Source organism: Pseudoxanthomonas sp., from assembly GCF_027498035.1.
Taxonomy (GTDB): Bacteria; Pseudomonadota; Gammaproteobacteria; order Xanthomonadales; family Xanthomonadaceae; genus Pseudoxanthomonas_A.
This window is the reverse complement of the sequence record NZ_CP114978.1, coordinates 657,060-680,300: the sequence shown is the minus strand read 5'-3', so window position 1 is coordinate 680,300 and position 23,241 is coordinate 657,060. Positions and strand designations below refer to the sequence as shown.

The following is a 23,241-nucleotide window of genomic DNA, read 5'->3' as shown; positions in this document are numbered from 1 at the left end:
CCCTATGCGAAGCCGGTACCGGTACGTGCCTCGGTCGTATCCGCTTCTGCCTGGCCCCAGGGGGAATGCGGCGGCGGCGGAAGCTTGAAGTCGCGGAACTGGCCGGGGTCGCCTGTGTGACCGGATTCGGCCGCCTTGATGATGTTGTAGGCCTCGCGCGCGGTGACGTAGTGCAGCACGTACTTGCTGCCATCGTTGTAACTGCGCTCCAGATGCACATGCATGGCATCCATCGAGGGGCCGAGCAAGGTCTCCATGTCGCGCTCCTGGGTACCGTGGGTATGGATCTTGACGATCACCCAGTCGGGTCGTCCTTCGACATGGATGCCGGTGCGCACCCAGGCGTCCACGCGCTCCGGCGTCGGCGGACAGGATCGACGGACATCGGCGCTATCGATGCGCGGAAGCAGGCCCCACTTCCGCTCACGCCAGTTCAAGCCGAGCGGACCCTGGACGATCAACAAGTCGCCGCTGTCACTGCCGCCGGCACGCACCGCCACGCCGTAATCGTGCGACCTGGGCCGGAGTGGGTCATCGGTGGCGTAATAGATTGCGTTGACGGTGCGCGTCTGGGTGTCGCTGGGCGCCGAGGGCAGTGTGAAGTCGGCGTAGCAGCCCAGTTCGCGCAGCAGGATCAGCTCGTTATTGAGGCCGCACCAGCGGCCGTCGGCGCGTGAGTTGTCCAGGCACCAGTTGCCATGGATGAAGCCGAAGCGCAGCTGCCCGCTGTCCGGGTCGCGGGACAAGGCGCCATGGCGCTCGTGCAGCGTGTTGGAGAACCGGTCGATCGTTTCGCGGAAGTTGTCTTCGGTGTCGTTGTCGTGATGCAGATGGATCTCGATTTCGCCGTAGCCCTCCGCGCAGAGCGCAGCGAGCTTGTCCAGATGCTCCTCGGCGTACTCCTCTTCCGGATAGAAGAAAGTATGTTGTGGCGGCCGTCCGTCGGCGTCGCGATGGCGGTCTGCCAGCGTCCGGTAGTCCTGGCACCAGCGGTCCACGCGGCGACGCTGGGTGGGCAGGTCCACCTTGCCCCACATCGGCTCGAAATGGTCGACGAAACAGAACATCACATGGATCGGCCCGGTCGCCGTCTGCGTCGGCCGGCGACGCAGATAGCTGCCTATCCACAGATGCATGTTCCGCATGCGCAGCAGTGCGTAGCCTGCAAGCGCCGCCAACACGACAAGTCCGGCAAGCAGGAGTGCGAACGCAGCGGTATGGCTGATCATCATCGGCGGTTCCTTGGCTGGGGTGGCACGCGCGGGGTCAACTCAACCCGCCGAGCGCGCGGGCGCGCCATGCGCAGGACGTTCGTCAAGCTGGCGGGCCTGGGGCAGCGCACGGAAGCTGAAACCGGCGTCCGTCCACTCCCCTAGCAGCGTCTCGAGCATCTGGATCGCACAGCCGCCGTCGTCGTGCATCAGGATCACTTCGCCGGCCACGGGCGGCATGGCCCGCATCCGTGCGATCAGCTCTTCAGGCGGGCTTTTCAGGTAATCCATGCTGTTATAGGACCAGTAGGTCAGGTTGCGTCGCCGTGCCGCGAAGTGCAGCGTCAAAGGCAGGGAGACAACGCCGCGTGGCGGGCGGAAACGATGCCTGCGCACGCCATCGAAACCGGCCAGCAGGCGATCGGTGACATCGATCTCCTCCAGCTGCCGGGCCAGGGACAGATGGTTGAACTGGGGATGCGTATGGGAGTGGTTGCCCAGCCGATGCCCTTCATCGACCATCCGCTGCACGAGTCCTGGGTGCCGCTCGACGTTGCGCCCAACCAGGAAAAAGCTCGCGCAGGCTTCATGCGCGCGCAGCAGATCCAGCAGTGCCGGTGTCCAGGAACTGTCGGGGCCATCGTCGAAGGTCAGGTACAACGCCCTGCCCGCGGGGTCACCGCGCACCGAGACCAGCTTCTCTGGGAGCCAGCCGAGCACCTGCATCTTCCTGGATCGTAATTTCATCGGGCTTCCATTGATGGGCATACAGCATTGATGGTTGGCAGGACGGCTTCCGCGCGGCACCGGCGTGAATTCAGGCAGCCGCGCAGCCATAGATCTCGGCGTAGCGCGCCGCCATCGCAGACAGCGAACCGTGTTGCAGGACCCAGTCGCGACCGGCCCGGCCCATCCTGAGCGCGCGGGTCTCGTTGCCGAGGATGCCGACCATCGCCGCAGCCAGCTCGGGGGGGACGCCCGGCGTGACCAGCGCGCCGTTGATGCCATCGCGCACGATCTCCGGGTTCCCTCCGACCCGGGTCGCCACGATGGGGAGCCCCGAGGCGCAGGCCTCCAGCAAGGCAACCGAATAGCCCTCCGTGACGGAGGACATGACGAACAGGTCCAACCCGCGCAGCAAGGCGTCGATGTCATTGCGATCACCCAGGAAGAACACCCGATCGGCGATGCCCTCCGATTGCGCAAGCGCCTCCAGCGCTGGGCGCAGCGGCCCATCGCCGATCAGCACCAGGGCCGTGTCGGGCAGTTGTTCGCGGACCAGCCGGAAAGCTTGAACCAGCGTCGCATGGTCCTTGGCCCAGGTCAGTCGTCCAACGAAGCCCGCCAGGCGCGTGTCTTCCGACACGCCAAGGGTCTGCCTCAACCGCTGCCGGGCTTCCGCCGATGTTGGCTCGAACCGCTCAACGTGGATGCCGTTCGGGACCGCCACGATCTTCTGCGTGGGCAGGTCCTTGCGCTGCTGGAATTCATCGCGTGCGGCCTCGCAGACGGCGGCGACGGCATGGGTGCAGGCCATCGACTTGCCATACAGCCATTCCAGCCTGTCATCGCGCCACGAACGCCCACGCGAGCCGCGCTGGGCGACGGCACGGGTCGCGCCCATGCCATGGCGCGTGCTGATGACCCGCTGAAGCGAGAGCCCCCGTGATGCCAGTACCCCGTAGTAGTGCGAAATGGCGTTGTGGGTGTGCAGGATCTCGGTCGCATGCCGTCGCAGGAAACGCCGGGCCACGAGCATGGCCCGCAGGTCCAGGCCGCGACGTTTTTCACAGCTGAGTACGGGCACGCCGAGCGCCGTGAGTTCACCGGCAAGGGCACCAGCGGAAAACAGGCAGACCACCTGGCAGTTGTGGCCGGCTTCCCGCTGGATCCGCACCAGGTCGATCACGACGCGCTCCAGGCCGCCACGATCAAGCGATTCGACGAAGTGGGTGATGTTCAAGGCAGCTCCCGGTTCAACTGGACAAGGCACACGTCAGGACCCCCTGCAGGCACGCCTGTCGGCCCAGGCCAGCAGGGCTGCGACGCCAGGCACTTGGGGAACCCGGCGATGCATCCGCTGCATGTGCTCGATGTCGTCCCCGCTCCAGCACCCCAGTGCGAACGTCAGCAGGAAGTAGGCCCCGGCGAACAAGGCACCGCCGAGCGCCAGCGTTGGAAACGGTGTCCACACCTCACGAACGGGAAAAGCGGCCAAAGCCGCCAGCGCGGCGGCAGCCACGATCCGCGCCAGTCGCGACCAGTCCAGCCCCAGCCCGCTGGTGGTCATGGCCAGCCCCAGGACCGCCCCGGCCGTCAGCAGGCTGGTGATCGTGTAGGAAACAACCGCGCCGACCAGCCCGTAGTGAACGGTCAGCACCACGTCCAGCAGCAGCTTGACCACCGCATTGGCGAGTACCAGCAGCATGATGCTGCGTTGCCGGTCCGCGCTGAGCAGCAGGCTGGAGCCCGCCTGCGCCACCGTCCCCAACGCGGCGCCGAACAGGCACGTGGCAAAGATCGGCGCCGCCGCGGCATAGGAGGCGCCGTACAGCAGGCCGATCACCGCAGGCGCGAACACCAGGCCGAACCCGACCAGCGGAGCGGCCAACAGCATCAGGTAGGAGGTCGCGCCGACGAAGCGCCGCCCAGCCATGGCCAACCCCTGGCTCAGCGCATTGGCCATCATCGGCAGCATCAACGCACCCACCACGCCGGGCAGCAACAGTGCCGCACCCGCAGAGAGCTGGAACGCGACCTTGAACTGGCCGGCCGCCTCGGAAGAAGCGAACAGGTTCAGGAGCAACACCCCGACGTCACTCGCCGCGACGAATCCGACCGTGACCGTGACCGCCGCGTAGCGCATGTGGCGCACCACGCGCTGCTTCAGTTCAGGAGGCAGCTGGGCCACCGTGGACACCGGTACCAGCCGCGCGGTCTGGTAATGCGACACGCCGTAGAACACCGCGCTTGAGATCGCAAACACCGCCAGGAAAACATGCATCGGTGCGTCCAGCCACCATGCGGCCACGACCATGGCCAGGTTGAGCGGCGTGGCGACCATGGCCACCGTGGCGGTCGCGCGGAAATTCTCCAGCCCCTTGCCCAATGAAATGTTGAACATGTACGGCGCGCGCAGGCTGATGGTGAGCGCAAGCAGGGCGAACAATGCCAGCCGGTTGAATTCCGGCAGCAACCTGGCGCCGGCGAACGCCGACAACAGCGCCGCCGCGACGAGCACCAGCAGCAGGCAGGTCCGCTGGGTTCGCCGCAGGTACTTCAGCAAGGGCTGGACCAGTTCCTGCCGGCCGCCACCACGAAGCTCGGCGACGAACTTGATCAGCGCGGTGGATGATCCGGCGTTGGTCATGGTCATGCCGACCGACACCAGCCAGATCACCATGCTGTACACCCCGAAGCCATGCGGGCCCAGGTGGCGCGCGATCAGGATCGAGGTGAGCATGCCCAGGACATACTCGGTATAGATCCCGGCGGACGAGAAAAGCGTATTGCGCAGCGCGCTTGGGGATCGGTTCATTGGAGTGCCAGCAACACCCGGACCACCAGGTAGAGCCCGACCACGGTCGTCACGGCGATGAGGCCCAGGCGCATCCAGTCGCGGCCGAGGTCGAACGCGGGCAGCGACGGAAACCGGCGGCGCGCGTTTGCGTAGGCGGCCACCATCAGCGCGGCGAGCAGGTACAGCACCAGCGCGTAGCTGCGACTCAGGAAGAAGGCCGTGACCAGCCAGCCACTCAGCGAGAGCAGCAGCGTCATCGCGACCGCGCGCTCGGTCTTCCATGCGGCAACGGCGCTCGCGTCCGGCAGGTCCGGCGCATGCCGCAGCACGGCGAGCATCATCCGGAAGCAGTAGCCAATGAATCCCAGCCACAGGGTGAAGCCGACGATCCCGGTCTCGGCAAGCACGAGGATCAGCGAGTTGTGCGCCGTGAGGTTGTTGTAGTCGGTGAAGTTATCCGCGCCGACCCCGAACAGGGGATGCGAGATGAACATCTGGAATCCCTCGTACCAGGCATCGACCCGGCCGCTGGCGGACTCCTCGTCAGGGCTGAGGTCCTGCAGTCGCGAGGGCAGAAGCAACAGGCCCGCCAGGCACGTGCCGCCCAGCAGCGCCGCGACCACGATGCCGCGCTTTCGCCACAGCCAGATGCCCAGCACGGCCGCAACAGCCAGCAGCGCACCACGTGAATCGGTCAAGTAGATGCCATACAGCAGCATCAGGCCGGCACCCAGCCAGAACAGCCGCAGCAGCCCGAAGCCGCCGCCACGGGCGCTGAGGTACATCGCCATCGGCAGCGCCAGGACAAAAAGCATCCCCAGATCATTGGGATCGTTGAAGATGCCGACGTACTGGATGCGCCCGTCCTGGATCAGCGGCACGCCAGTCCAGCCGATCCCCGTCTGCTTCTGCTCGACGCCATGCAGTGCAAGCACCGTCGCGCACAGCACGACCGCCCCCATCACGAAAAACAGGCGCCGCGTGCTGGTGACGGCGTTGGACAGGATCACGAATGCCGCAACGATCGGCCCGAAGCGCAGCAGTTCCGCCAGGAACCCGCCATACCAGCCGTTGACCACGACCGACAGCATCATCACGACCAGGAAGCCGCCAAGCAGGCGGTACTGGGGAGCGCCCAGCGACTTGTTGCGCGAGACAAGCCAGGCCAGGAGGGCAAGCACCAGTGTGACCGGCAGCAAGGGAAGCTGCACGCCTTCCAGTGCCGGATATTCCTGTGGCCGCAGCAGCACCAGCACCACGTAGATCACGATGAGGAAAAACATGGATGTCAGCGCCTGCCCAGGGGTTCGTACCAATGCCTAGCCAAGCCGCACGCGCTTGCGATGGGCGAACACCTCGGGCAACGCCGTCATGGCCGCGAACCAGTCGAGGTCCATTTCGCTCTCGACGGAAAGGCGCTGCAGTTCAAAGTACGCAGCGGTCGGCAGTCGGTTCACCCCCGTGACGTAATTGCATGCCATGCGGAAGCCGGCCTGCCTGGCGGCGTCGATCACCTGTGCGTTGTACGAATCAGGGCCGCCAACCGGATAGGACATCACATCGACAGGTGCGCCAAGTTCGCGCCTGAGCGTGCGCATCGAATCGTGCACCTCGGCGATCATCGCGGCCGGGGCGAGCTTGGCAAGGATGTGGTGGTGAACGCCGTGCGCGCCGACCTCCATCCCGGCCGCGTGCATTTCCCGCAACTGATCCCAGGTCATCGGGCGGCATTGCGCGTGTTTTTCCGGCCGCATGCCCCAGGCCTCCCCGAGGCGGGCGATCACCGTGGCCTGGGTGACCGCATCCAGCGCCTTGAGGTGGAACAGTAGTTCCTTGGCCAGCGCCCGCCGGCCGGTCAATGTTTCAGGGATCGGTTGATCGAAATCCAGCTCACTGACCGACAGGCGCCTGGCGCCGGTACGGCACAGCATGTACACCAGCCAGTCGTAAGCGTACGGCTGCCCGCTGTCGATATGCCCGGTGGAAACAAAGAACATCGCCGGCACGCCGAGTTCGCGCAGGATCGGGAATGCGACGTGGTAGTTGTCGTCATAGCCATCATCGAAGGTGACGATGAGCGGCCTGGGTGGCAATGGCGCGCCCCCACTTCCAGCGACCAGGACATCGTGGAAGCGTATCGGGTCGTAATGACGCTTCACCAGCTGCATCTGCGCGTAGAACTGCGCGGGCGAGGCGCTGACTTCGTTCAGATCGAATGCAAAGGCCGTCGGCTCGTCTACCTGGAGCACCCGGTGGTAGGCAAGGATGCGTAGGTCCTTGCGCAGGACCTGGCGGAGCGAGGTCAGGCCGGGGAGCATGCCCGCTGCGCCGCATATGGCAGCCAGCCGCTGTCGTTTACCCGGACGCTGCGGAACCGGTGCTTCCAGTCCATTGGCTGCTTCAGCGGTCAATGCAATGCCCCCTGCGTCACCGACACCCCGGGATGACGGGGTGCACGACATGCACCAGTTTCAGAAATGCCCGACCTTGGGCCCATCGCGGTATCCCCATGCCAAGAGTGCGGCGCGTGCCTGCCGCGGCCAAGGCCGGAGGCACCCTGGATCTCGTCAGGGACAACGCCGTAACCGGCGTCCTCAGGCCAGATGTGAATCCATCTGCCGCATCGGCATTGATCGGGGCCGATCCGTGCCTCGGTTGCCGGTTTTGGCACCAGCCCGCGTTGACTGCAATAAGCCTGGCGGCCTGCCCGGGCTGCTTATGGACAGGGGGATTTACTGGATGCGGATCGGCATGCGAAGGGACAGTCTCGGCGCGCACCCCATCGCCATCGCCCGGCACCGCCTGGTGCGTGACAAGGGGATGTCGCTGTGCGCGGGCGTCGCGGCGCATGCATGCTAGGCGATGACGGCATCGTCTATTTCGGCAATGACTGGCATGCGGAGAACCGCACCAGCAGCCATCACCTCGCCACGCGCCTGGCGGGAGTGGCACCGCTGCTCTATGTCGATTCGCCGGGCATGCGCGCGCCGCAGGCGAGTGGCCGGGATGTTCGTCGCGCCCTGCGCAAGCTTGGCGCCGCATTGCGCCCCCCTGCCCGGCTTGGGCCCAATTTCTGGCTATGTACGGTGCCGCAGCTGCCTTTCCGGCGGGTGCCGGGCGTGGACCTGCTCAACCGTGTCTTCGGCCGTTGGGCCGTGCGCAGGGCGATGCGCGCGTTGGGCACTGCCCGGTACATTTCCTGGTTCGTGGTGCCACACCCTGGCTTTCTTGCACAACGGCTCGGCGAAGACCTGTGCGTTTACTACTGCATTGACGACTACGCCGCCCATCCAGGCGTGGATGCCGCCGTCATCGGCGCGCGTGACGATGCCTTGACCCGCTGCGCAGACCTGGTCTTCGTCGCGCCGCCGGCCTTGCTGGCGTCCAAGCAGGCCGTCAATGCTCACACGCTCTTCTCACCCCACGGCGTCGATGTCGCGCTGTTTGCACGCGCCATGGATCCGGCGACCCCGTTGCCGGAAGCCGCTGCCAGCCTGCAGGGCACGGTCGTGGGCTACTTCGGTTCCATCCACGAGTGGATCGACCTGGAACTGGTGGCGTGGCTCGCGCGCATGCGCCCGCAGTGGACCTTCCTGCTGGTCGGTCACGTCGCCACCGATGTCTCGGTGCTGCGTGCCCTGCCCAACGTCATGCTTGTCGGCGCGCAGCCGTATCAGGATCTGCCGGCCTGGGCCAAGGCTTTCGACGTGGCGATCATCCCCTACAAGCACAACCGGCAGGTGGAGAACGCCAATCCGCTCAAGCTGCGTGAATACCTCGCCACCGGCAAACCCATCGTCAGCGTCAGCAATGCCGAAATCGAAAGGTTCAGCCAATGGGTACAGATCGTCGAAGGCAAGGAAATGTTCCTGGCCGCACTCGAAAAAGCCGTGCATGAGGACCCCCCGGGTGCCGCGGCGGCGCGGATGGCGGCCGTGGCCGGCCAGACCTGGGACAACCGTGTTCACGAGGTGCTTGGCCACGTCAGCATGGCACTCGCCGCACGCAACGGCCATCGCGCCATGGAAGGGGAACCGGGATGAAATCCAAGCAGCAACATGTGCGTATCGGCATCGTCGGGGCCGGCTACGTGGCGCGCCATCACCTGGCGGCGCTTTGCCGCCTGCCGTTTGTCGAGGTGGTCGGAATCTGCGATCCAGACCTCGAAGCCGCACGTACGCTGGCGACGGCTTTCGATATCGGGTTCGTCGCTTCAGGATTGGACGAACTGGTCGAGACACGGCATCCGGATGCCGTGCACGTGCTCACGCCTCCGTCGAGCCACTGCCAGCTGACACTGCAGGCACTCGAGCTGGGCTGCCACGTGTTTGTCGAAAAGCCCATGGCCGAGTCTGTGGCCGAGTGCGATGCCATGATTGAATGCGCGCGGGCAAAGGGGCTGGTGCTATCGGTCGATCACTCCGATCACTTCGACCCGGTGATCATGCGGACGCGGCAGCTGGTGGCCTCCGGGGCTTGCGGCGAAACACTGGCGGTGGACATCGTCCGTAGCTCGGACTATCCCGCCTATGCGGGTGGCCCGTTACCGGCGATGGTCCGGCAAGGTTCCTATCCGTTCCGCGACCTGGGCGTGCATAGCCTGTACGTCCTCGAATCGCTGCTTGGTCCCATCAGCCAGCTCGAGGTGCATTACCGCGCAACCGGCCGCAGGCCCAACCTTGGATTTGACGAGTGGCATGCCACCGCCACCTGCGCCAGGGGAACGGGACGGATGCTGCTTTCGTGGAACGCCCGGCCGATGCAGAACCGCCTGGTCGTGCATGGCACGCACGGCACCGTCGAAGCCGATCGCTTCCTGCAGATCTGCCGTCAGCAGCGGCTGCTGCCGGGCCCGAAATTCATCGGCATCATGGTGACCGCCTTTTTCCTCAGCCTGCGCGATGTGTTCCGCATCCCCTGGAACGTGCTGCGCTTCGCCACCGGCCGCCTGCGCGCCTCGCCCGGCATCCAGCGCGGCGCCGAGGAATTCGCGCGCGCACTCCATGAGGGAAGGCCCCCCCCGGTCAGCGCCGAGGATGGCCGCCGCCCGATCGCACTGATGGAAGACGCCTGCGTGCGTGCCGACGCCGAACGTACCGATGCACTTGAAGCACGCTTGGCCGCGCTCGAACCCGCCGATGCGCTGGTGACCGGCGCCAACGGATTCCTCGGCCGCCGCGTGGTCGCCGCCCTGCGCGCGCGTGGCGAACGCGTCCGCGTGCTGGTGCGCTCACCCAGTGCAGCGCTGGATGCGATGCAGGGCCTGCAGGTGGTGATCGGGGACCTGGGTGATCCGCGCATCGTCGAACATGCGATTGCCAGCGTACGCACCGTCTATCACGTCGGCGCCGCCATGCGCGGTGACCCGCGCGACTTCGAGGCCGGCACGATCTGGGGAACGCGCAACGTGATCGATGCCTGCAGGCGCCATGCGACCAGCAAGCTGGTCTACGTCAGCTCGCTCAGCGTGCTCGATCATGCTGGGCGCGATCCGGCCCGGCCGGTGACCGAGGCTTCGGCCTACGAACCGCGCCCCCGCGAGCGCGGCGCCTATACGCAGACCAAGCTGACCGCCGAGTCGATGGTGCTGGAGGCCATTCGCGAGCACCAGCTGCCGGCGACGATCCTGCGCCCGGGCCAGATCGTCGGCCCCGGCGCGGAGCAGGTCACGCCCAATGGAACGTTGGCGATTGCCGGCCTCTGGATCGCCGTGGGCGCGCGCGCGCAGACGCTGCCGCTGGTCCATGTTGACGACGTGGTCGACGGCCTGCTGCTGGCCGCCGACAACCCGGCCGCCACCGGCCAGGTCTTCAACCTGGTGGATCCGCACACGGTGACCCAGGGCGAATATCTGGACATGGTCAAGGGAAAACTGGGCAGCAGGTTGCGGCTGGTCCGGTTACCCACCTTCGCGTTCATGGGGTTGGCCACCGGCGTCGAGTTGCTGGGCTGGATGCTCCGACGCGGCGTGCCACTGACCCGCTATCGGGTCCGCTCGCTGCGCCCGCTGGCCAACTTCGATATCAACGCCGCGCGGACCACGTTGTCCTGGCAGCCGCGCATCGGGCTGCGCCGTGGGCTGGAGGCGATGTTCGCCGAACACGCCGCACCGGCCGCCAAAGCGATACCCGGCACGCTGGACGCCTAGCGACGATGCGCGTGCTGGTGGTCACCTCGCAGTTCCCGATCCAGGGCGAGCCAACCCGCGGGCGTCCGATCGTGCAGACCGTGCAGCAGCTGGCACGGCTTGCGACGGTGCGCGTGGTCAGCCCGATCGCCGTCTATCCTCGCTGGGCGCAGCCCGGCAGCTACGTCGCGCATGCACCCGGCGCACCCGCCGGGCTCGACTGCGAAGTCGAATATCCACCCTATGCGGCCCTCCCCGGCGTGACCCGGCCCTTCAATGGCCGCCTGTGCGCCCACGCGATCGGCGATGCGCTGTCGCGCTTCCAGCCCGACGTAGTGCTTTCCTACTGGCTCTACCCAGACGCGTATGGCGCGATGCTGGCAGCACGGCGCGCCGGCGTCCCGCTGGTGGCCGGTGCGCGTGGCTCGGACATTCGTGTGCGCGATGTGATCAGCCGGCACCTGACCCGCCGGGTGGTGCGAGGCGCCCGGCGCCTTCTGGTCGTCAGTGAGGACCTCGGCCGGCTGGCGGTGACGCGCTATGGCGCGGAGGCTTCACGGGTATGCGTCATTGCCAATGGTTGCGACGCGGCGACGTTCCACCTCGCCAGCCAGGCAGCCGCACGCCAGGCGCTCGGCATCGCGCCGGATGCGGAACTGGTGCTCTATGTCGGCCGGTTGGTTCCCGAAAAAGGATTGCGCGAACTCCTGGCGGCCGTGCGCGAACTCGCCACCCGCCGCCCGAAACTGCAGCTTGTGCTGGTCGGCGGTGGCCCGATGCAGGCCGAGCTTGGCGCCCTGGCCGCCGGTGCCGCAAACGTGCAGCTTGCCGGGCCGCTGGCGCCGGAGGCGGTTGCCCAATGGATGGCCGCGGCCAACCTGGTGACGCTGCCGAGCTATTCGGAAGGCCATCCGAACGTGCTGGTCGAGGCCCTCGCCTGCGGCCGGCCGGTCGTTGCCACCAACGTCGGTGGCATTCCGGAAGTGGTCGATGCCTCCAATGGCGTGTTGATCCGTCCGCGGGACAGCATGGATCTGGCGCGCGGCCTGGAGACGGCCCTGCAACGCGACTGGGACGAGGCCGCGCTGTCTGGCCGCTTCTCCCGTGGCTGGCGCCGTGTCGCCGAGGAAACCTTGCAGCAATGCGCCGAGGCCGTGGTCGAGACGGGCTCGCACCAGCCTTCGCGCGAGCGCGGGCCGGCCGAGCCGGCGTGACAGCACCTGAGCTTCGGATCAAGCACGCACGCCGACCGCATCAGCGGGCACGCGGACTGAGCCCTGCCCATCGGCGCAGGCGGCCGCCCAACGTGGACGGCTGCTCGGGTTGTGACGCTGGTGGTGCAACCTCGCCCTCGGGAAGCTCCGCGGCCAGCGAAGCCAGTGTCCCGGTGGCGATATCCAGCAGGTTGATGCGCACCCCGGTTTCGAGCCGCACCCGCGCTGCCAGTTCCATCGCCAGCAGCGAATGGCCACCGGTATCGAAGAAGTTGTCGCTGGGCAGCACCTGCCCCACCCCGATCAGTTCGCACCAGAGCGCCGCAAGATAGCGTTGGCGCGGATCGGCATCTTCCAGCCAGGTTGCGTCGACCATGGCCGAAGTCGCGCTTGGTTGCAGCTGTGGTGCTGGCAGTGCCTTGCGGTCGGTCTTGCCGTTGGGCAACCGCGGCAACGCCGGCAGCATCACCAGGTGCTGCGGCTGCATGTAGCCGGGCAACTGCCGGGCCAGCCTGGCGCGAACACGTAGCAGCAGATCGTTGTCCGTTTCGGCAGAGACCAGGTACAGCACGAGCCGGCGGTCGTGCGCCTCGACCTCATGGACCACGGCCACGCACTCGTCCATGCCCGGTTCCTCCCGGGCGACGGACTCGATCTCGCCCAGCTCGATCCGGAAGCCGCGCAGCTTGACCTGGAAGTCGAGGCGACCCAGGTGCTCGAGCATGCCATCGGCGCGCCAGCGACCGCGATCGCCGGTGCGGTACATGCGTGCACCCGGTCGATCCGTAAACGGGTCGGCGACGAAGCGCTCCGCGGTCAACGCCGGGCGGTGTCGATACCCGCGCGCCACGCCCGCGCCACCAATCCAGATTTCGCCGGCCACCCCGACTGGGCATCGCTGGTGCTGCTCGTCGAGGATCCACACGGTGGTGTTGGCGATCGGCGTGCCGACGGCAATGCTCCGGCGTGGATGCTGCACGCGCCAGCAGGTCGACCAGACGGTGGTTTCGGTCGGGCCATACAGGTTCCAGACCTCGCTGCAGCTGGCCAACAGCTGGGTAGCAAGCTCCGGGGTCAGCGCTTCGCCGCCGCACAACGCGCGGAAATCCGGGCCTGCGAACCAGCCGGCCTGCAGCAGCACCTGCCATGTTGCCGGCGTGGCCTGCATGACCGTGCATCGGCTCACCTCGAGCAAGTCCTTGAGTGCCTCGCCATCCATCGCATCTTCGCGCCTGGCCAGCACCACCTCGCCGCCCACGCTGAGGGGGCCAAACAGTTCCAGGACCGCGATATCGAAGGACAAGGTGGTGACGGCCAGTAGCCTGTCGTCCGCGTGCAGCCCGGGCCGCTCGGCCATGCTGGCGAGAAAGTTCACTGCGGCGATGTGCGGAATTTCCACGCCCTTGGGCTGACCTGTCGAGCCAGAGGTGTAGATCACGTACGCGATGGCATCGGCATCGACTTCCGTATCCATCTGGAATGCGGTGGCCGGCAAGCCGTCCAGCGACTCGGGCTCATCAAGCAACAGCAAGGCGTGGTCGGTGACCGGCAAGCGCGACAGCGACGGCTGGTCACTGACCAGTGCGGCCAGGCCGGCATCCTGGATCATGAAGGCCAGCCGTTCGGCCGGAAACGCCGGATCCAGCGGCACGTAGCCCGCGCCGGTCTTGAGTGCACCCAGCAGCGCGGCAACCATGTCGACCCCGCGTTCCAGCGCGATACCGACCAGCGCGCCCGGTCGCACCCCGCGTGCGTGCAACGCATGCGCGATGAGGTTGGCAAGCGCGTCCAGTTCGGCGTAGGTCAACACGGCATGGGCGTCGCGCAGTGCGATGCGTTGCGGCGTGCGCCGTGCCTGTGCCTCGACCAGCCCATGCAGGCTTTCCGTGGGAATGGGCGCGTCCGTGGCGTTCCAGGCCTGCAACTGCAGGATTTCGTCGTCCGGCAGGAACGCCAGCCGGGAAACCGGACGTGCCGGATCGGCCAGCGCCGCGGCCAGCAAGACCTCGTAGTTGTTGCGCAGGCGAATGGCTGCGTCGGTGTCGAACAGGTCGGTGTTGTAGGTGAGGCCACCGAGCAGGCCGTTCTCCTGCTCGATGAACCACAGGCCGAGGTCGTCCGCTGCGCCAGCCTGGAACACCGGAAGATGCTCATGTTGCAGGTCCGCCCAGGACAGATTGCGATGGCGCACGTCCTGGAAGGAGAAGCTGGCCTGGTAGATGGGCGAACGCCTTTCGTCGCGCGGCAGTCGCAACCGCCTGACCAGGTGTTCGAACGGCACGTCCGGAAAGGCGAACGCATCCAGGACCACGGCCCGCACCTGTTGCACGGTCTCGATGAAGGAGGCCTGCGGATCGATTTCCAACCGCAACGGCAGCGCGTTGACGAAGAAGCCCATCACCGTTTCCAGCTCGGCACGCTCGCGCCCACGCACCGGGACGCCGACGACCAGGTCGCGCTGGCCGCTGCTCCGGTGCAGGAAGACGCAGTAGGCCGCCAGCAGCACCATGAACGAGGTGGCACCGCTCTGCTGACCCAACGTGCGTACTGCCTCCATGCCGGCTGCCGGCAGACGAATCCATTCGGTGCCGCCCTCGCCCGTCGGACGGGCCGGACGTGGACGGGCGGCGGACAGTTCCAATGGCTCGGGTGGATTGGCCAGGCGCTCGCACCAGTGCGCGACCTGGCGCTCGAGTTCTTCGCCCTGCATCCACTCACGCTGCCAGGCGGAGAAATCGCCATAGGCAATCGCCGGTGGTGGCAACGGCATGGGCAGCCCCGCGCAGAACGCGGCATAGGCGGCAGACAATTCCGTGTACAGCAGGTCGAACGACCACCCGTCCCAGACGATGTGGTGCGCCATGAAGAAAAACACATGGTCCTGCTCGTCCAGGCGGAACAAGCGCGCACGGAACAGCGGTGCGCTGGCCAGGTCAAAGGGTTCGGCGATCAGCGCATCGAGCCGCTGCATGAGTGCCGACTCGCGCTCCCGCAGCGACGCCCCAGGCAACGGCTCGACAGGCAGTAGACGCACCTGCAGCGCGTCGTGGATGCGCTGTTCCGGGGCCCCTTCCCCGGACTGGATCGACGTGCGCAGGATCGCCTGGCGGTCGACGACTTCCTGCAGTGCGCGCTCAAACGCCTGCGCGTCCATCGGGCCACGCAGGCGGTGCGCCGATGGGGTGTTGTAGACCACCCGGCCGGGATGAAGTTGTTCCAGGTACCACAGTCGCTGCTGCATCAGCGACAGCGGTGCGCGATGTCGGTCGGCCTGCCGTTCGATGCGCGTGTGGCCGGTGGCCGTTGTCGCGGCGCCGGCAGCACGCACGGCCGCGGCCAGCCCTGCCGCGGTCTGCGCCTCGAACACCGTGCGCATGGGCAGCGCGACGTCGTGCTCGCGGTTGAGTCGTGCGACAAGCTGGGCAGCGAGCAGCGAATGCCCGCCGTGTTCGAAGAAGTTGTCCTCGACGCCGGGCTCATGGCCGAGGACCGCCGCCATGGCCGCCACGACGCGCTGTTCAAGCGCATCGCGCGGAGCAAGATGCGCGCCCGCACCGACCTGCCCCTCCACCGGTGCCGGCAGCCGTGCGCGGTCGATCTTCCCGTTGGGCAGCCGCGGCAACGCCTCCAGCACGACGACATGCTGGGGAATCATGTACTCGGGTAACGTCCCGCGCAGGTGCGTGCGCAACGCGGCTTCATCGACTGTGGCTGCGGACGACGCGATCACGTATGCGAGCAGGCGCACGTCGCCGGGATGAAGCTCGCGGGTTGCGGCCACGGCGTCGGCGATCCCCGCAAAACTCAGCAAGCGCGCCTCGATTTCGCCCAGTTCGATGCGGAAGCCGCGGAGCTTGACCTGGAAATCGAGCCGACCGAAATGTTCCAGCGTGCCGTCGGCGCGCCAGCGACCGCGGTCGCCGGTGCGATACATACGTGCACCTGGATGATCCGCGAAGGGATCGGGGACGAAGCGCTCGGCAGTGAGCTCGGAGCGGTGACGGTAGCCCAGCGCCACCCCGGCGCCACCAATCCAGAGTTCCCCGGGCACGCCCAGCGGACAAAGCTGTCGTTGCTCGTCGAGGACCCACACCGTGGTGTTGGCGATCGGCGTGCCGATGACGATGCCATCGCGTGGACGCTCCACGCGCCAGCAGGTCGACCACACCGTGGTCTCGGTCGGGCCGTACAGGTTCCAGACCTCGGAACACCGGCCGAGCAGTCGTTCGGCCAGGTCCGGTGCCAGTGCCTCGCCGCCGCAGAGCGCGCGGAAGCCTGGCGCCGGCGTCCAGTCGGTTTCCAGCAACATGCGCCAGGTCGCTGGCGTGGCCTGCATCACGGTGGCCTGGCCACGGGCGAGCAACCGCTTGAGTCCCTCGCCATCCATGACCTCCTCGCGCCGGGCGATCACGACCTCCCCGCCCACGCCCAACAGCCCGAACAGCTCAAGCACGGCGATGTCGAAGGACAGCGTGGTCACCGCCACGAGCCGATCATCCGCCTTCAGCCCCGGCCGTTCGGTCATGCTGGCGAGGAAATTAACCACCGCCCGATGGGGAATTTCCACGCCCTTGGGCTGGCCGGTCGAACCCGAGGTGTAGATCACGTAAGCCACGGGGTCTTCGCCGGTGGCCTCGTCGACTGGCGGCGTCGCCGGCAATGCCGCGAGCACTTCGCCAACCTGGTCCAGCGCCAGCACCGGGCGCCCGCGCAGGTCGAAGCGACTGGCGTGCACAGCCTGGGTCAGCAGCACCGCCAGGCTGGCATCGCTGACCATATGGTTGAGTCGCTCGCTGGGAAACTCCGGGTCGAGCGGCACGTAACCGGCGCCTGTCTTCAGCGTGCCGAGCACGGCGGCCAGCATGTCGATACCACGGTCCAGTGCGATGCCCACCAGCGCACCCGCATGCGCGCCGTGTTTGCGCAACAGCTGCGCCAGGCGGTTGGCATGCGCGTCCAGCTCGGCATAGGTGAGTGCGTCATCGCCGCAGCGCACGGCGACACGGTCAGGCGTGCGTTTGCATTGTTCTTCGAACAGCTGGTGCACCCGTCGCGCGGCAATCGGCGTGGCCGCTGGCTGCAGTGCCAGCAGCTGGCGCTGGCCGTCCTGGTCGACCAGTGGTAGGTCGCCCAGCAAGGCATCGGGATGTGCGGTCGCACCGCGCAGCAGGGTCTCGTACGCAGCCAGCCAGCGCGCCACCGTGGCTTCATCGAACAGGCCACGGTTGTACTGGCACTCCAGCCGCAGCTGACCGCGTTCCTGCACCGCGTTGATGAACAACTCGAAGTTCTCGTAGCTGCGCGGGGTGCTGGCGAACTCCAGCATCAGGCCGGGGAAGGCGGCGGCCTCCTGGCCGAGCGCCTGGTCGATATTGAACAGCACGCTGACCAGTGGCAACCGGCTTGGATCGCGCGGGATACCGAGCTTCTTGAGCAGGGTACCGAAGGTGTAGCGCTGGTGGTCCAATGCATCGAGCAGCAGGGTCTGGGTGGCGTCGAGCAGCTGCGCCAGCGGCGCTGCCGGATCGGGCGTGCAACGCAGTGTCAGCAGATTGACGCAGTGCCCGACCAGATGATCGTGGCCGTCGAGTGATTGCGCGGCCGCCGGGATGCCCACGACCACCTCCTGCTGTCCGGCAAGCCGGGCCAGCGTGGCGGCAAATCCGCCGAGAAGCGTGGCGAAGAGACTGGCACCCCGCTGCGCACCTAGCCGTTTGAGCGCGCCGACCAGCGCCGCGTCGAGGACATGATCGACCCGCCCCGAGGCAAAGCTGCGTCGTGGCGGGCGGGCCCGGTCGGTCGGCAGGTCCAGCGGCGATGGGAGTTCGGCATAGCGGGCCAACCAGTAAGCCTGGTCGTCGGCCAGCACCTTGGCATCGGGCTGGCGAGCCAGCGCCAGCGCGTAGTCGGCGAATGATTCGGCTGGCGGCAGCGCCTCGCCCGCCGTGCCCGTGCGGGCACCGTACAGCGCCGCCAGTTCGCGCACCATCACCCACCACGACCAGCCGTCGCACACGATGTGATGCGCGGTCAGCAGCAACAGGTGGTCGTCCGCGCCCAGGCGCAGCAGTTCGGCCCGCAGCAACGGCCCCTGCTCCAGCGCGAATGGCGTTTCCACGACAGCGCGCAGGCGCTGGTTGAGCGCGCTGTCGCGTGCGGCATCGTCCAGGTCACCCAGGTCGACCAGGGCCAGCGTCAACGCCGGCTGGTCGAGGATGCAGAGCGTTTCGCCATCCGGGCCAAGACTGGCGCGCAGCGCATCGTGCCGGCCCAGCAGGTCATGCAGCGCGCCGTCCAGGGCGTGACTGTCGAGCCTGCCACGCAGGCGCAGGCTGACCGATTCGTTGTAGGCCAGCGAGGCATCGGTGCCCAGTTGCGCAGCGAGCCAGATCTCGCGCTGCGCCTCGGTGCTGGGCACCACCCGCTCAAGCGTGACCGACGCAAACGGGTCGTAGTCGACCGCAGTGAGCGTGGCCGATGCGGGCGCCCCGGGGTTCATGCGCCCACCCGCATGTACTTGCCGGCCTGCGCCGGATCGGGCACGAACCAGGCCGGATTGCCCTGCGGGTCGCGGCCCAGCCGGGCGTCCGGTCGCGGTGGCTGGGTCGCTTCCATGACCGTGCGCGAGGTCGCCGCGCGGCGCGGCAGGAATTCGCTGTCCTGCAGCTCCACCACCGCTTCCTTGTAGGCATTGGCGATGGCGACGAAGTCCGCTTCGCTATGCGCACTGGTAAAGAAACAGGGGAAGTTGTCGAGGATGTGGATGCCGCGGCTGCGCATCATCGCGAACAACAGGTCCTGCAACGGATGGTCCTCCAGGAATTGGGTCTTCCACACCGAGGCGAACTGCTTGATCGCAATCGGCGCGCCGCGCTCGTCACAGAAGTCGTTGAGCTCGGCGGCCAGCGCCGCGGTGCGCTGGTTGATGCGTTCCTGCAGTCCGGGGCCCTCCTGTTTGATGTGCTCCAGCACGGCCTTGGCGGCAGCCAGCGCAAGCGGATGGCGCACGAAGGTTCCGGCGAAATAGGTCACGCCCACGGTTGGCTGCGAGTCGTCGCCGAACTCCCACGCCCCGCCATCGAGCGCATCCATGTACGGTCGCTTGCCCGCGATCACGCCGATCGGGTAACCACCGCCGACGACCTTGCCGTACGTGGCAAGGTCAGCCTGGATGCCGAACAGCCCTTGTACGCCGCCCGGATGGGCGCGGAAGCCGGTGACAATCTCATCGAAGATGCACAGCGTCCCCGATGCCGCAGTGATCGCGCGGACCTCCTTGAGGAACTCGACCGGCTGGAAGTCCGGCCGGCGGCTCTGCACCGGTTCAATCAGCACCGCGGCCAGCTCGTGCGCGCGTTCGCGGATGATCTGCAGCGACTCGGGCGTGCCGTAGTCGAGTACCAGCACGTGTTCCGACGTGTTGCGCAGGATGCCCGGGGCCGCGGGCACCGCGCGCAGCTTGCGCGTGCCGCGCACGATCACCTCATCGACGATGCCGTGGTATGAGCCGGAAAACAGCACCACCGTCTCGCGTCCAGTCACGGTACGGGCAATGCGCAGCGCACCGAGTACGGCCTCGGAGCCGGTATTGCACAGCGCAGCGCGGTCATGCCCGGTGATGTCGCAGATCAGCTTGGCCACGTCGCCGGCCAACGGATGCTGCGGACCGATCTCGTAGCCCAGGTCGAGCTGTGCACGCACCGCATCGAGCACGAAATCCGGCTGCCATCCGAACAGGCTCATGCCGAAACCGTTGAGTGCATCGACGTATTCGTTGCCATCCAGGTCCCACAGGTGTGCGCCCTTGGAACGCTCGATCACGATCTGGTAGACGATCTCCTTGAGCATCGGGCGGAAGCCATTGACCACGCGCGGATCGGCCATGTGCGGCCGGTGCGTCTGGGTGTACAGCTTGGATTTCGGCGTGCGCGCCACGTAGCGCTGCATGAAGCGGTCGAGCCGGGCCTGCTGGTGCGCCGACAGTTCATGTGCACCGGTATCGATGCGTGCAATCGCGCCGAACGCCTTCTTGATGTCGTAACGGGTGTGGGCCAGCGCCGCTTCCTCGTCGACCACGGTAGCGGCAGCAGCCTCGACCGGCGCGGCCACCGCAGCAGGTGTGGTAGCCACGCTCGTGGAAGGCCCGGAAGACGCAGGCGCGGCAGTGCCCTGGCCGGCCAGCAAGGCCAGTTGCTGGGCCATCAACTGCATCTGCTGCTCGATCACCTGCTGCACGTAGCCTTGCTGCGGAGCGCCCTGCGGCAGTGTCTGCACCGAGGGCGCTGCAACCGGTATCGGCATGGCTGCTGGCTGCGTGGCTGCGGCCGGTGCCGGTGCCGACTCAGCCGGCAACTGCGCATCGATCAGCTCCGCCAACCGGTCGAGCGTTGCGTACTCAACCATCAGCTGGCGGAAGCTGACCTTGACCGGGAACACCTTGCACAGGTGCAGGCTCATCTGGGTCAGCATCAAGCTGTCCAGCCCCAGCTCCATGAAGTGGGTCGCGCCATCGGCGTCGCCAAAATCGACGCCCGCCACGTCCTCGAAGGTGCTTTTCAGCTGGGCGACAAGGTTGGCCCGGCGACCGGTATCGAAGGCTGCAGGCGTCGGCATTGGAAACTCCATGGATTGCGGTGGCGCGATGGGCTGGACTGGCGGAACGGCGGTGGCGGCAGGCGCCTGGTCGGGACGTGCCTCAACCCAGTAACGTTGACGCTCGAACGGATAGGTCGGCAGCCGCAGGCGACGCCTCACCTGGCGCCGGTCGAACGCCTCCGGGCCGATCGCCACGCCGCGGCACCACAGCTGTCCAGCCGCCTGGCGCAGGGTCGCCCGCTCGCTGTCTGGGGTGTCGCCAAGCGATGCCAGCGTCGACAGGTGGTTGCGCTGTGCCCCCAGCTGCTGTCGTGCCAGCGTGCCCAGCGTCGCGCGTGGGCCGACTTCCAGGAAGACACGCGCAGGCGCTTCCAGCGTGCGGCCGAGTGCCGTTGAGAAGCGCACCGGGTTGCGCAGGTGGTTGGTCCAGTACGTGGCCGAGATGGCCTCATCCGCGCTGAGCCAATCGCCGGTGACGGTCGCTACTAACGGCAGCTGTGGCGGCCGGCGGGCGACGCTTTCCACCGCGGCACCGAACGGTGCCAGCACCGGGTCCATCATGGCCGAGTGGAACGCATGCGAGGTGCGCAGCGGGCGGCAGGCGACGCCCTCGGCCTCCAGGACGGCCTGGAAGCGTGCAATGGCCTCATGCGTGCCGGCCACCACGCAGGCGCCTGGCGCATTTTCCGCCGCCAGGGCCAGATCCTCCGGCAGGCGCGCTTCCAACGCAGCCCATGGCGACCGCACGGACAACATCCCGCCTGCGGGCATCGCCTGCATCAGCGCGCCGCGCCGGGCAACCAGATGCAACGCGTCCTTCAGCTCGAACACCCCGGCCAGCGTCGCTGCCACGAACTCGCCGACGCTGTGCCCGATCATCGCCGCCGGCGTCAGCCCCAGGTGCATCCACAGCCTCGCCAGCGCGTACTCGATGGCGAAGGTGGCCGGCTGCATGACGGCGGTGGGCAGCAGCGCATCGGCGTCATCGGCAAAGACTCGCTCGCGCAGGTCGAAGCCAAGCGCGTCGCGCAGCAGTTCGGCACAGTCATCGAACGCGGATCGGAAGGCCGGCTCGCTTGCGTACAGTTCGCGTCCCATTCCCGCGTATTGCGCACCCTGCCCCGGGAACAGGAACACCACGTCGCAAGGCTTGGCAGGATGGCTGCGGGCCACCGCCGCGGCCGTCTCCAGACTGGTCAGGCTGGAGACCGCTTCGGGCAGGTTGCTGGCAACAAGACTCACGCGATGGGTGAACGCTTTGCGCCCTGTCGCCAGGGTCCAGGCGACGTCGGCAAGATTGAGGTCCGGCCGCGCTTCAAGGTCCCTGGCCAGGTTGGCCGCGGCAACGCCCAGTGCCTGCGCGCTACGTGCCGAGAGCACCAGCAGTTGCGGCCCTTCCGCCGTATCGGAAGCCGGCCGCGCCGGTGGCTCCTCCATGACCAGGTGCGCGTTGGTCCCGCCGACACCGAACGAACTCACTCCCGCGCGCAGCGGCCCGCTTTCGGGCACCCACTCGCATAGCTGGTCGTTGACCACGAACGGGGAGCCGGGGAAATCGATCGACGGGTTGGGCGCGCCGTAGTGCAGCGACGCCGGGAGCCGCCGTTCGGCCAGCGCCAGCGCGGTCTTGATCACGCCGGTGGCACCGGCGGCCATCACCAGGTGGCCGACGTTGCTCTTGACCGAACCCAGGCGGCAGAAGCCGACGTCGGCGGTGCCGTGGCGGAACGCACGGGTCAGTCCTTCCAGCTCGATCGGGTCGCCAATCGGCGTGGCGGTGCCGTGCGCTTCGACGTAGGAGATGCTGCGCGCCTCGACGCCCGCATCGGCATGGGCCATGGCGATGACCGCAGCCTGCCCTGCACTGCTGGGCGCCATGAAGCTGGCCTTGCTGCCGCCGTCGTTGTTGACCGCGCCGCCGCGGATCAGCGCGTGGATCGGGTCACCGTCGGCCAACGCATCGGACAGCCGCTTGAGCAGCACCACCGCCGCACCGTCGCTGAAGACCGTGCCGGTGGCATCGGCACTGAAGCTGCGGGTGTGGCCGTCCGCCGACAGCATGGTCCCCGCCTGGGCCAGATAGCCGCTGCGCGGTGGACAGGTAATCGAAACACCGCCGGCCAACGCCATGCCGCAGCGGCCGGCACGCAACGCATCGAGGGCCTGGCAGATCGCGACCAGTGAGGTCGAACATGCGGTGTTCAGGCTGACGGCCGGGCCGGTCAGGTTGAGCCGATGGGCCACCCGGGTGGCGAGGTAATCCTTTTCATTGGCCAACATGACCTGGAAGGCGCCGAGCTTGTCGATCAGGTCCGGCCGCGGCTGCAGGTGGTGCTGGAAATAGCTGGCGTTGTACATGCCGCCGAACACGCCCACCGGCGCGGTCTGGGCGTCCGGGACCTGCCCGGCGCGCTCCATGCATTCCCAGCACAGCTCCAGGAAAATCCGCTGTTGCGGATCCATCAGCTCTGCCTCGCGCGGCAGCATGCCGAAGAACGCCGGGTCGAAGTCCTCGACCCCGTCGATGATGCCGCGCGCCGGCACGTAAGCCGGATCGTTCCGCAGTGCCGCGGG

At 67.3% G+C, this 23,241-nt stretch carries 11 protein-coding genes; 3 read left to right on the top strand and 8 right to left on the bottom strand.

The window, feature by feature from the left end; translation table 11 throughout:
• Positions 1-2: 2 nt before the first annotated feature.
• The 6 genes from O8I58_RS03075 to O8I58_RS03050 form a co-directional block, all read right to left on the bottom strand.
• On the bottom strand, positions 3-1,229 hold the full coding sequence (locus O8I58_RS03075; RefSeq protein ID WP_298320591.1) for a hypothetical protein: 1,227 nt from the start codon (positions 1,227-1,229) through the stop codon (positions 3-5).
• A gap of 42 nt (positions 1,230-1,271) precedes the next feature.
• On the bottom strand, positions 1,272-1,937 hold the full coding sequence (locus O8I58_RS03070; RefSeq protein ID WP_298320590.1) for a polysaccharide deacetylase family protein: 666 nt from the start codon (positions 1,935-1,937) through the stop codon (positions 1,272-1,274).
• Between the two features lie 91 nt (positions 1,938-2,028).
• Positions 2,029-3,120, bottom strand: a complete 1,092-nt coding sequence (locus tag O8I58_RS03065; RefSeq protein WP_298320589.1) for a glycosyltransferase — start codon at positions 3,118-3,120, stop codon at positions 2,029-2,031.
• Between the two features lie 87 nt (positions 3,121-3,207).
• Positions 3,208-4,749, bottom strand: coding sequence for an oligosaccharide flippase family protein (locus O8I58_RS03060; RefSeq protein ID WP_298320587.1), 1,542 nt, complete (start codon positions 4,747-4,749; stop codon positions 3,208-3,210).
• On the bottom strand, positions 4,746-5,990 hold the full coding sequence (locus O8I58_RS03055) for an O-antigen ligase family protein (RefSeq protein ID WP_298320585.1): 1,245 nt from the start codon (positions 5,988-5,990) through the stop codon (positions 4,746-4,748). The genes O8I58_RS03060 and O8I58_RS03055 overlap by 4 nt, the downstream gene beginning before the upstream one ends.
• 60 nt (positions 5,991-6,050) lie before the next feature.
• Positions 6,051-7,049 (bottom strand): polysaccharide deacetylase family protein, encoded by a 999-nt coding sequence (locus O8I58_RS03050; protein WP_298320583.1) that lies wholly within the window; start codon positions 7,047-7,049, stop codon positions 6,051-6,053.
• Between the two features lie 534 nt (positions 7,050-7,583).
• On the opposite strand from O8I58_RS03050, the gene O8I58_RS03045 reads away from it, so the two are divergent.
• The 3 genes from O8I58_RS03045 to O8I58_RS03035 are packed head-to-tail and all read left to right on the top strand — an operon-like array spanning position 7,584 to position 12,072.
• Complete coding sequence (locus tag O8I58_RS03045; protein ID WP_298320581.1) at positions 7,584-8,774, top strand: glycosyltransferase; 1,191 nt, start codon at positions 7,584-7,586, stop codon at positions 8,772-8,774.
• A complete protein-coding gene (locus O8I58_RS03040) occupies positions 8,771-10,879 on the top strand; it encodes an NAD-dependent epimerase/dehydratase family protein (RefSeq protein WP_298320579.1) in 2,109 nt (702 codons plus the stop codon). The genes O8I58_RS03045 and O8I58_RS03040 overlap by 4 nt, the downstream gene beginning before the upstream one ends.
• 5 nt (positions 10,880-10,884) lie before the next feature.
• The gene (locus tag O8I58_RS03035; RefSeq protein WP_298320577.1) at positions 10,885-12,072 is read left to right on the top strand and encodes a glycosyltransferase; all 1,188 of its coding nucleotides are present in this window, start codon (positions 10,885-10,887) and stop codon (positions 12,070-12,072) included.
• A 40-nt stretch (positions 12,073-12,112) separates the two neighbouring features.
• Here the strand turns inward: O8I58_RS03035 and O8I58_RS03030 are convergent, their stop codons facing one another.
• Both O8I58_RS03030 and O8I58_RS03025 read right to left on the bottom strand, forming a co-directional pair.
• Positions 12,113-18,571: a non-ribosomal peptide synthetase gene (locus O8I58_RS03030; RefSeq protein WP_298320575.1), complete on the bottom strand. Its 6,459-nt coding sequence runs from the start codon at positions 18,569-18,571 to the stop codon at positions 12,113-12,115.
• Positions 18,568-23,211 carry a type I polyketide synthase gene (locus O8I58_RS03025; protein WP_298320573.1) on the bottom strand — a complete coding sequence of 1,548 codons (4,644 nt, stop codon included), beginning with the start codon at positions 23,209-23,211 and terminating at the stop codon, positions 18,568-18,570. The genes O8I58_RS03030 and O8I58_RS03025 overlap by 4 nt, the downstream gene beginning before the upstream one ends.
• Positions 23,212-23,241 lie beyond the last annotated feature (30 nt).

Coding starts and splice junctions, on each gene's coding strand:
- O8I58_RS03075 (WP_298320591.1), bottom strand. CDS start 1,229: ATGATCAGCCATACCGCTGCGTTCGCACTCCTGCTTGCCGGACTTGTC.
- O8I58_RS03070 (WP_298320590.1), bottom strand. CDS start 1,937: ATGCAGGTGCTCGGCTGGCTCCCAGAGAAGCTGGTCTCGGTGCGCGGT.
- O8I58_RS03060 (WP_298320587.1), bottom strand. CDS start 4,749: ATGAACCGATCCCCAAGCGCGCTGCGCAATACGCTTTTCTCGTCCGCC.
- O8I58_RS03050 (WP_298320583.1), bottom strand. CDS start 7,049: ATGCTCCCCGGCCTGACCTCGCTCCGCCAGGTCCTGCGCAAGGACCTA.
- O8I58_RS03045 (WP_298320581.1), top strand. CDS start 7,584: ATGCTAGGCGATGACGGCATCGTCTATTTCGGCAATGACTGGCATGCG.
- O8I58_RS03040 (WP_298320579.1), top strand. CDS start 8,771: ATGAAATCCAAGCAGCAACATGTGCGTATCGGCATCGTCGGGGCCGGC.
- O8I58_RS03035 (WP_298320577.1), top strand. CDS start 10,885: ATGCGCGTGCTGGTGGTCACCTCGCAGTTCCCGATCCAGGGCGAGCCA.
- O8I58_RS03030 (WP_298320575.1), bottom strand. CDS start 18,571: ATGAACCCCGGGGCGCCCGCATCGGCCACGCTCACTGCGGTCGACTAC.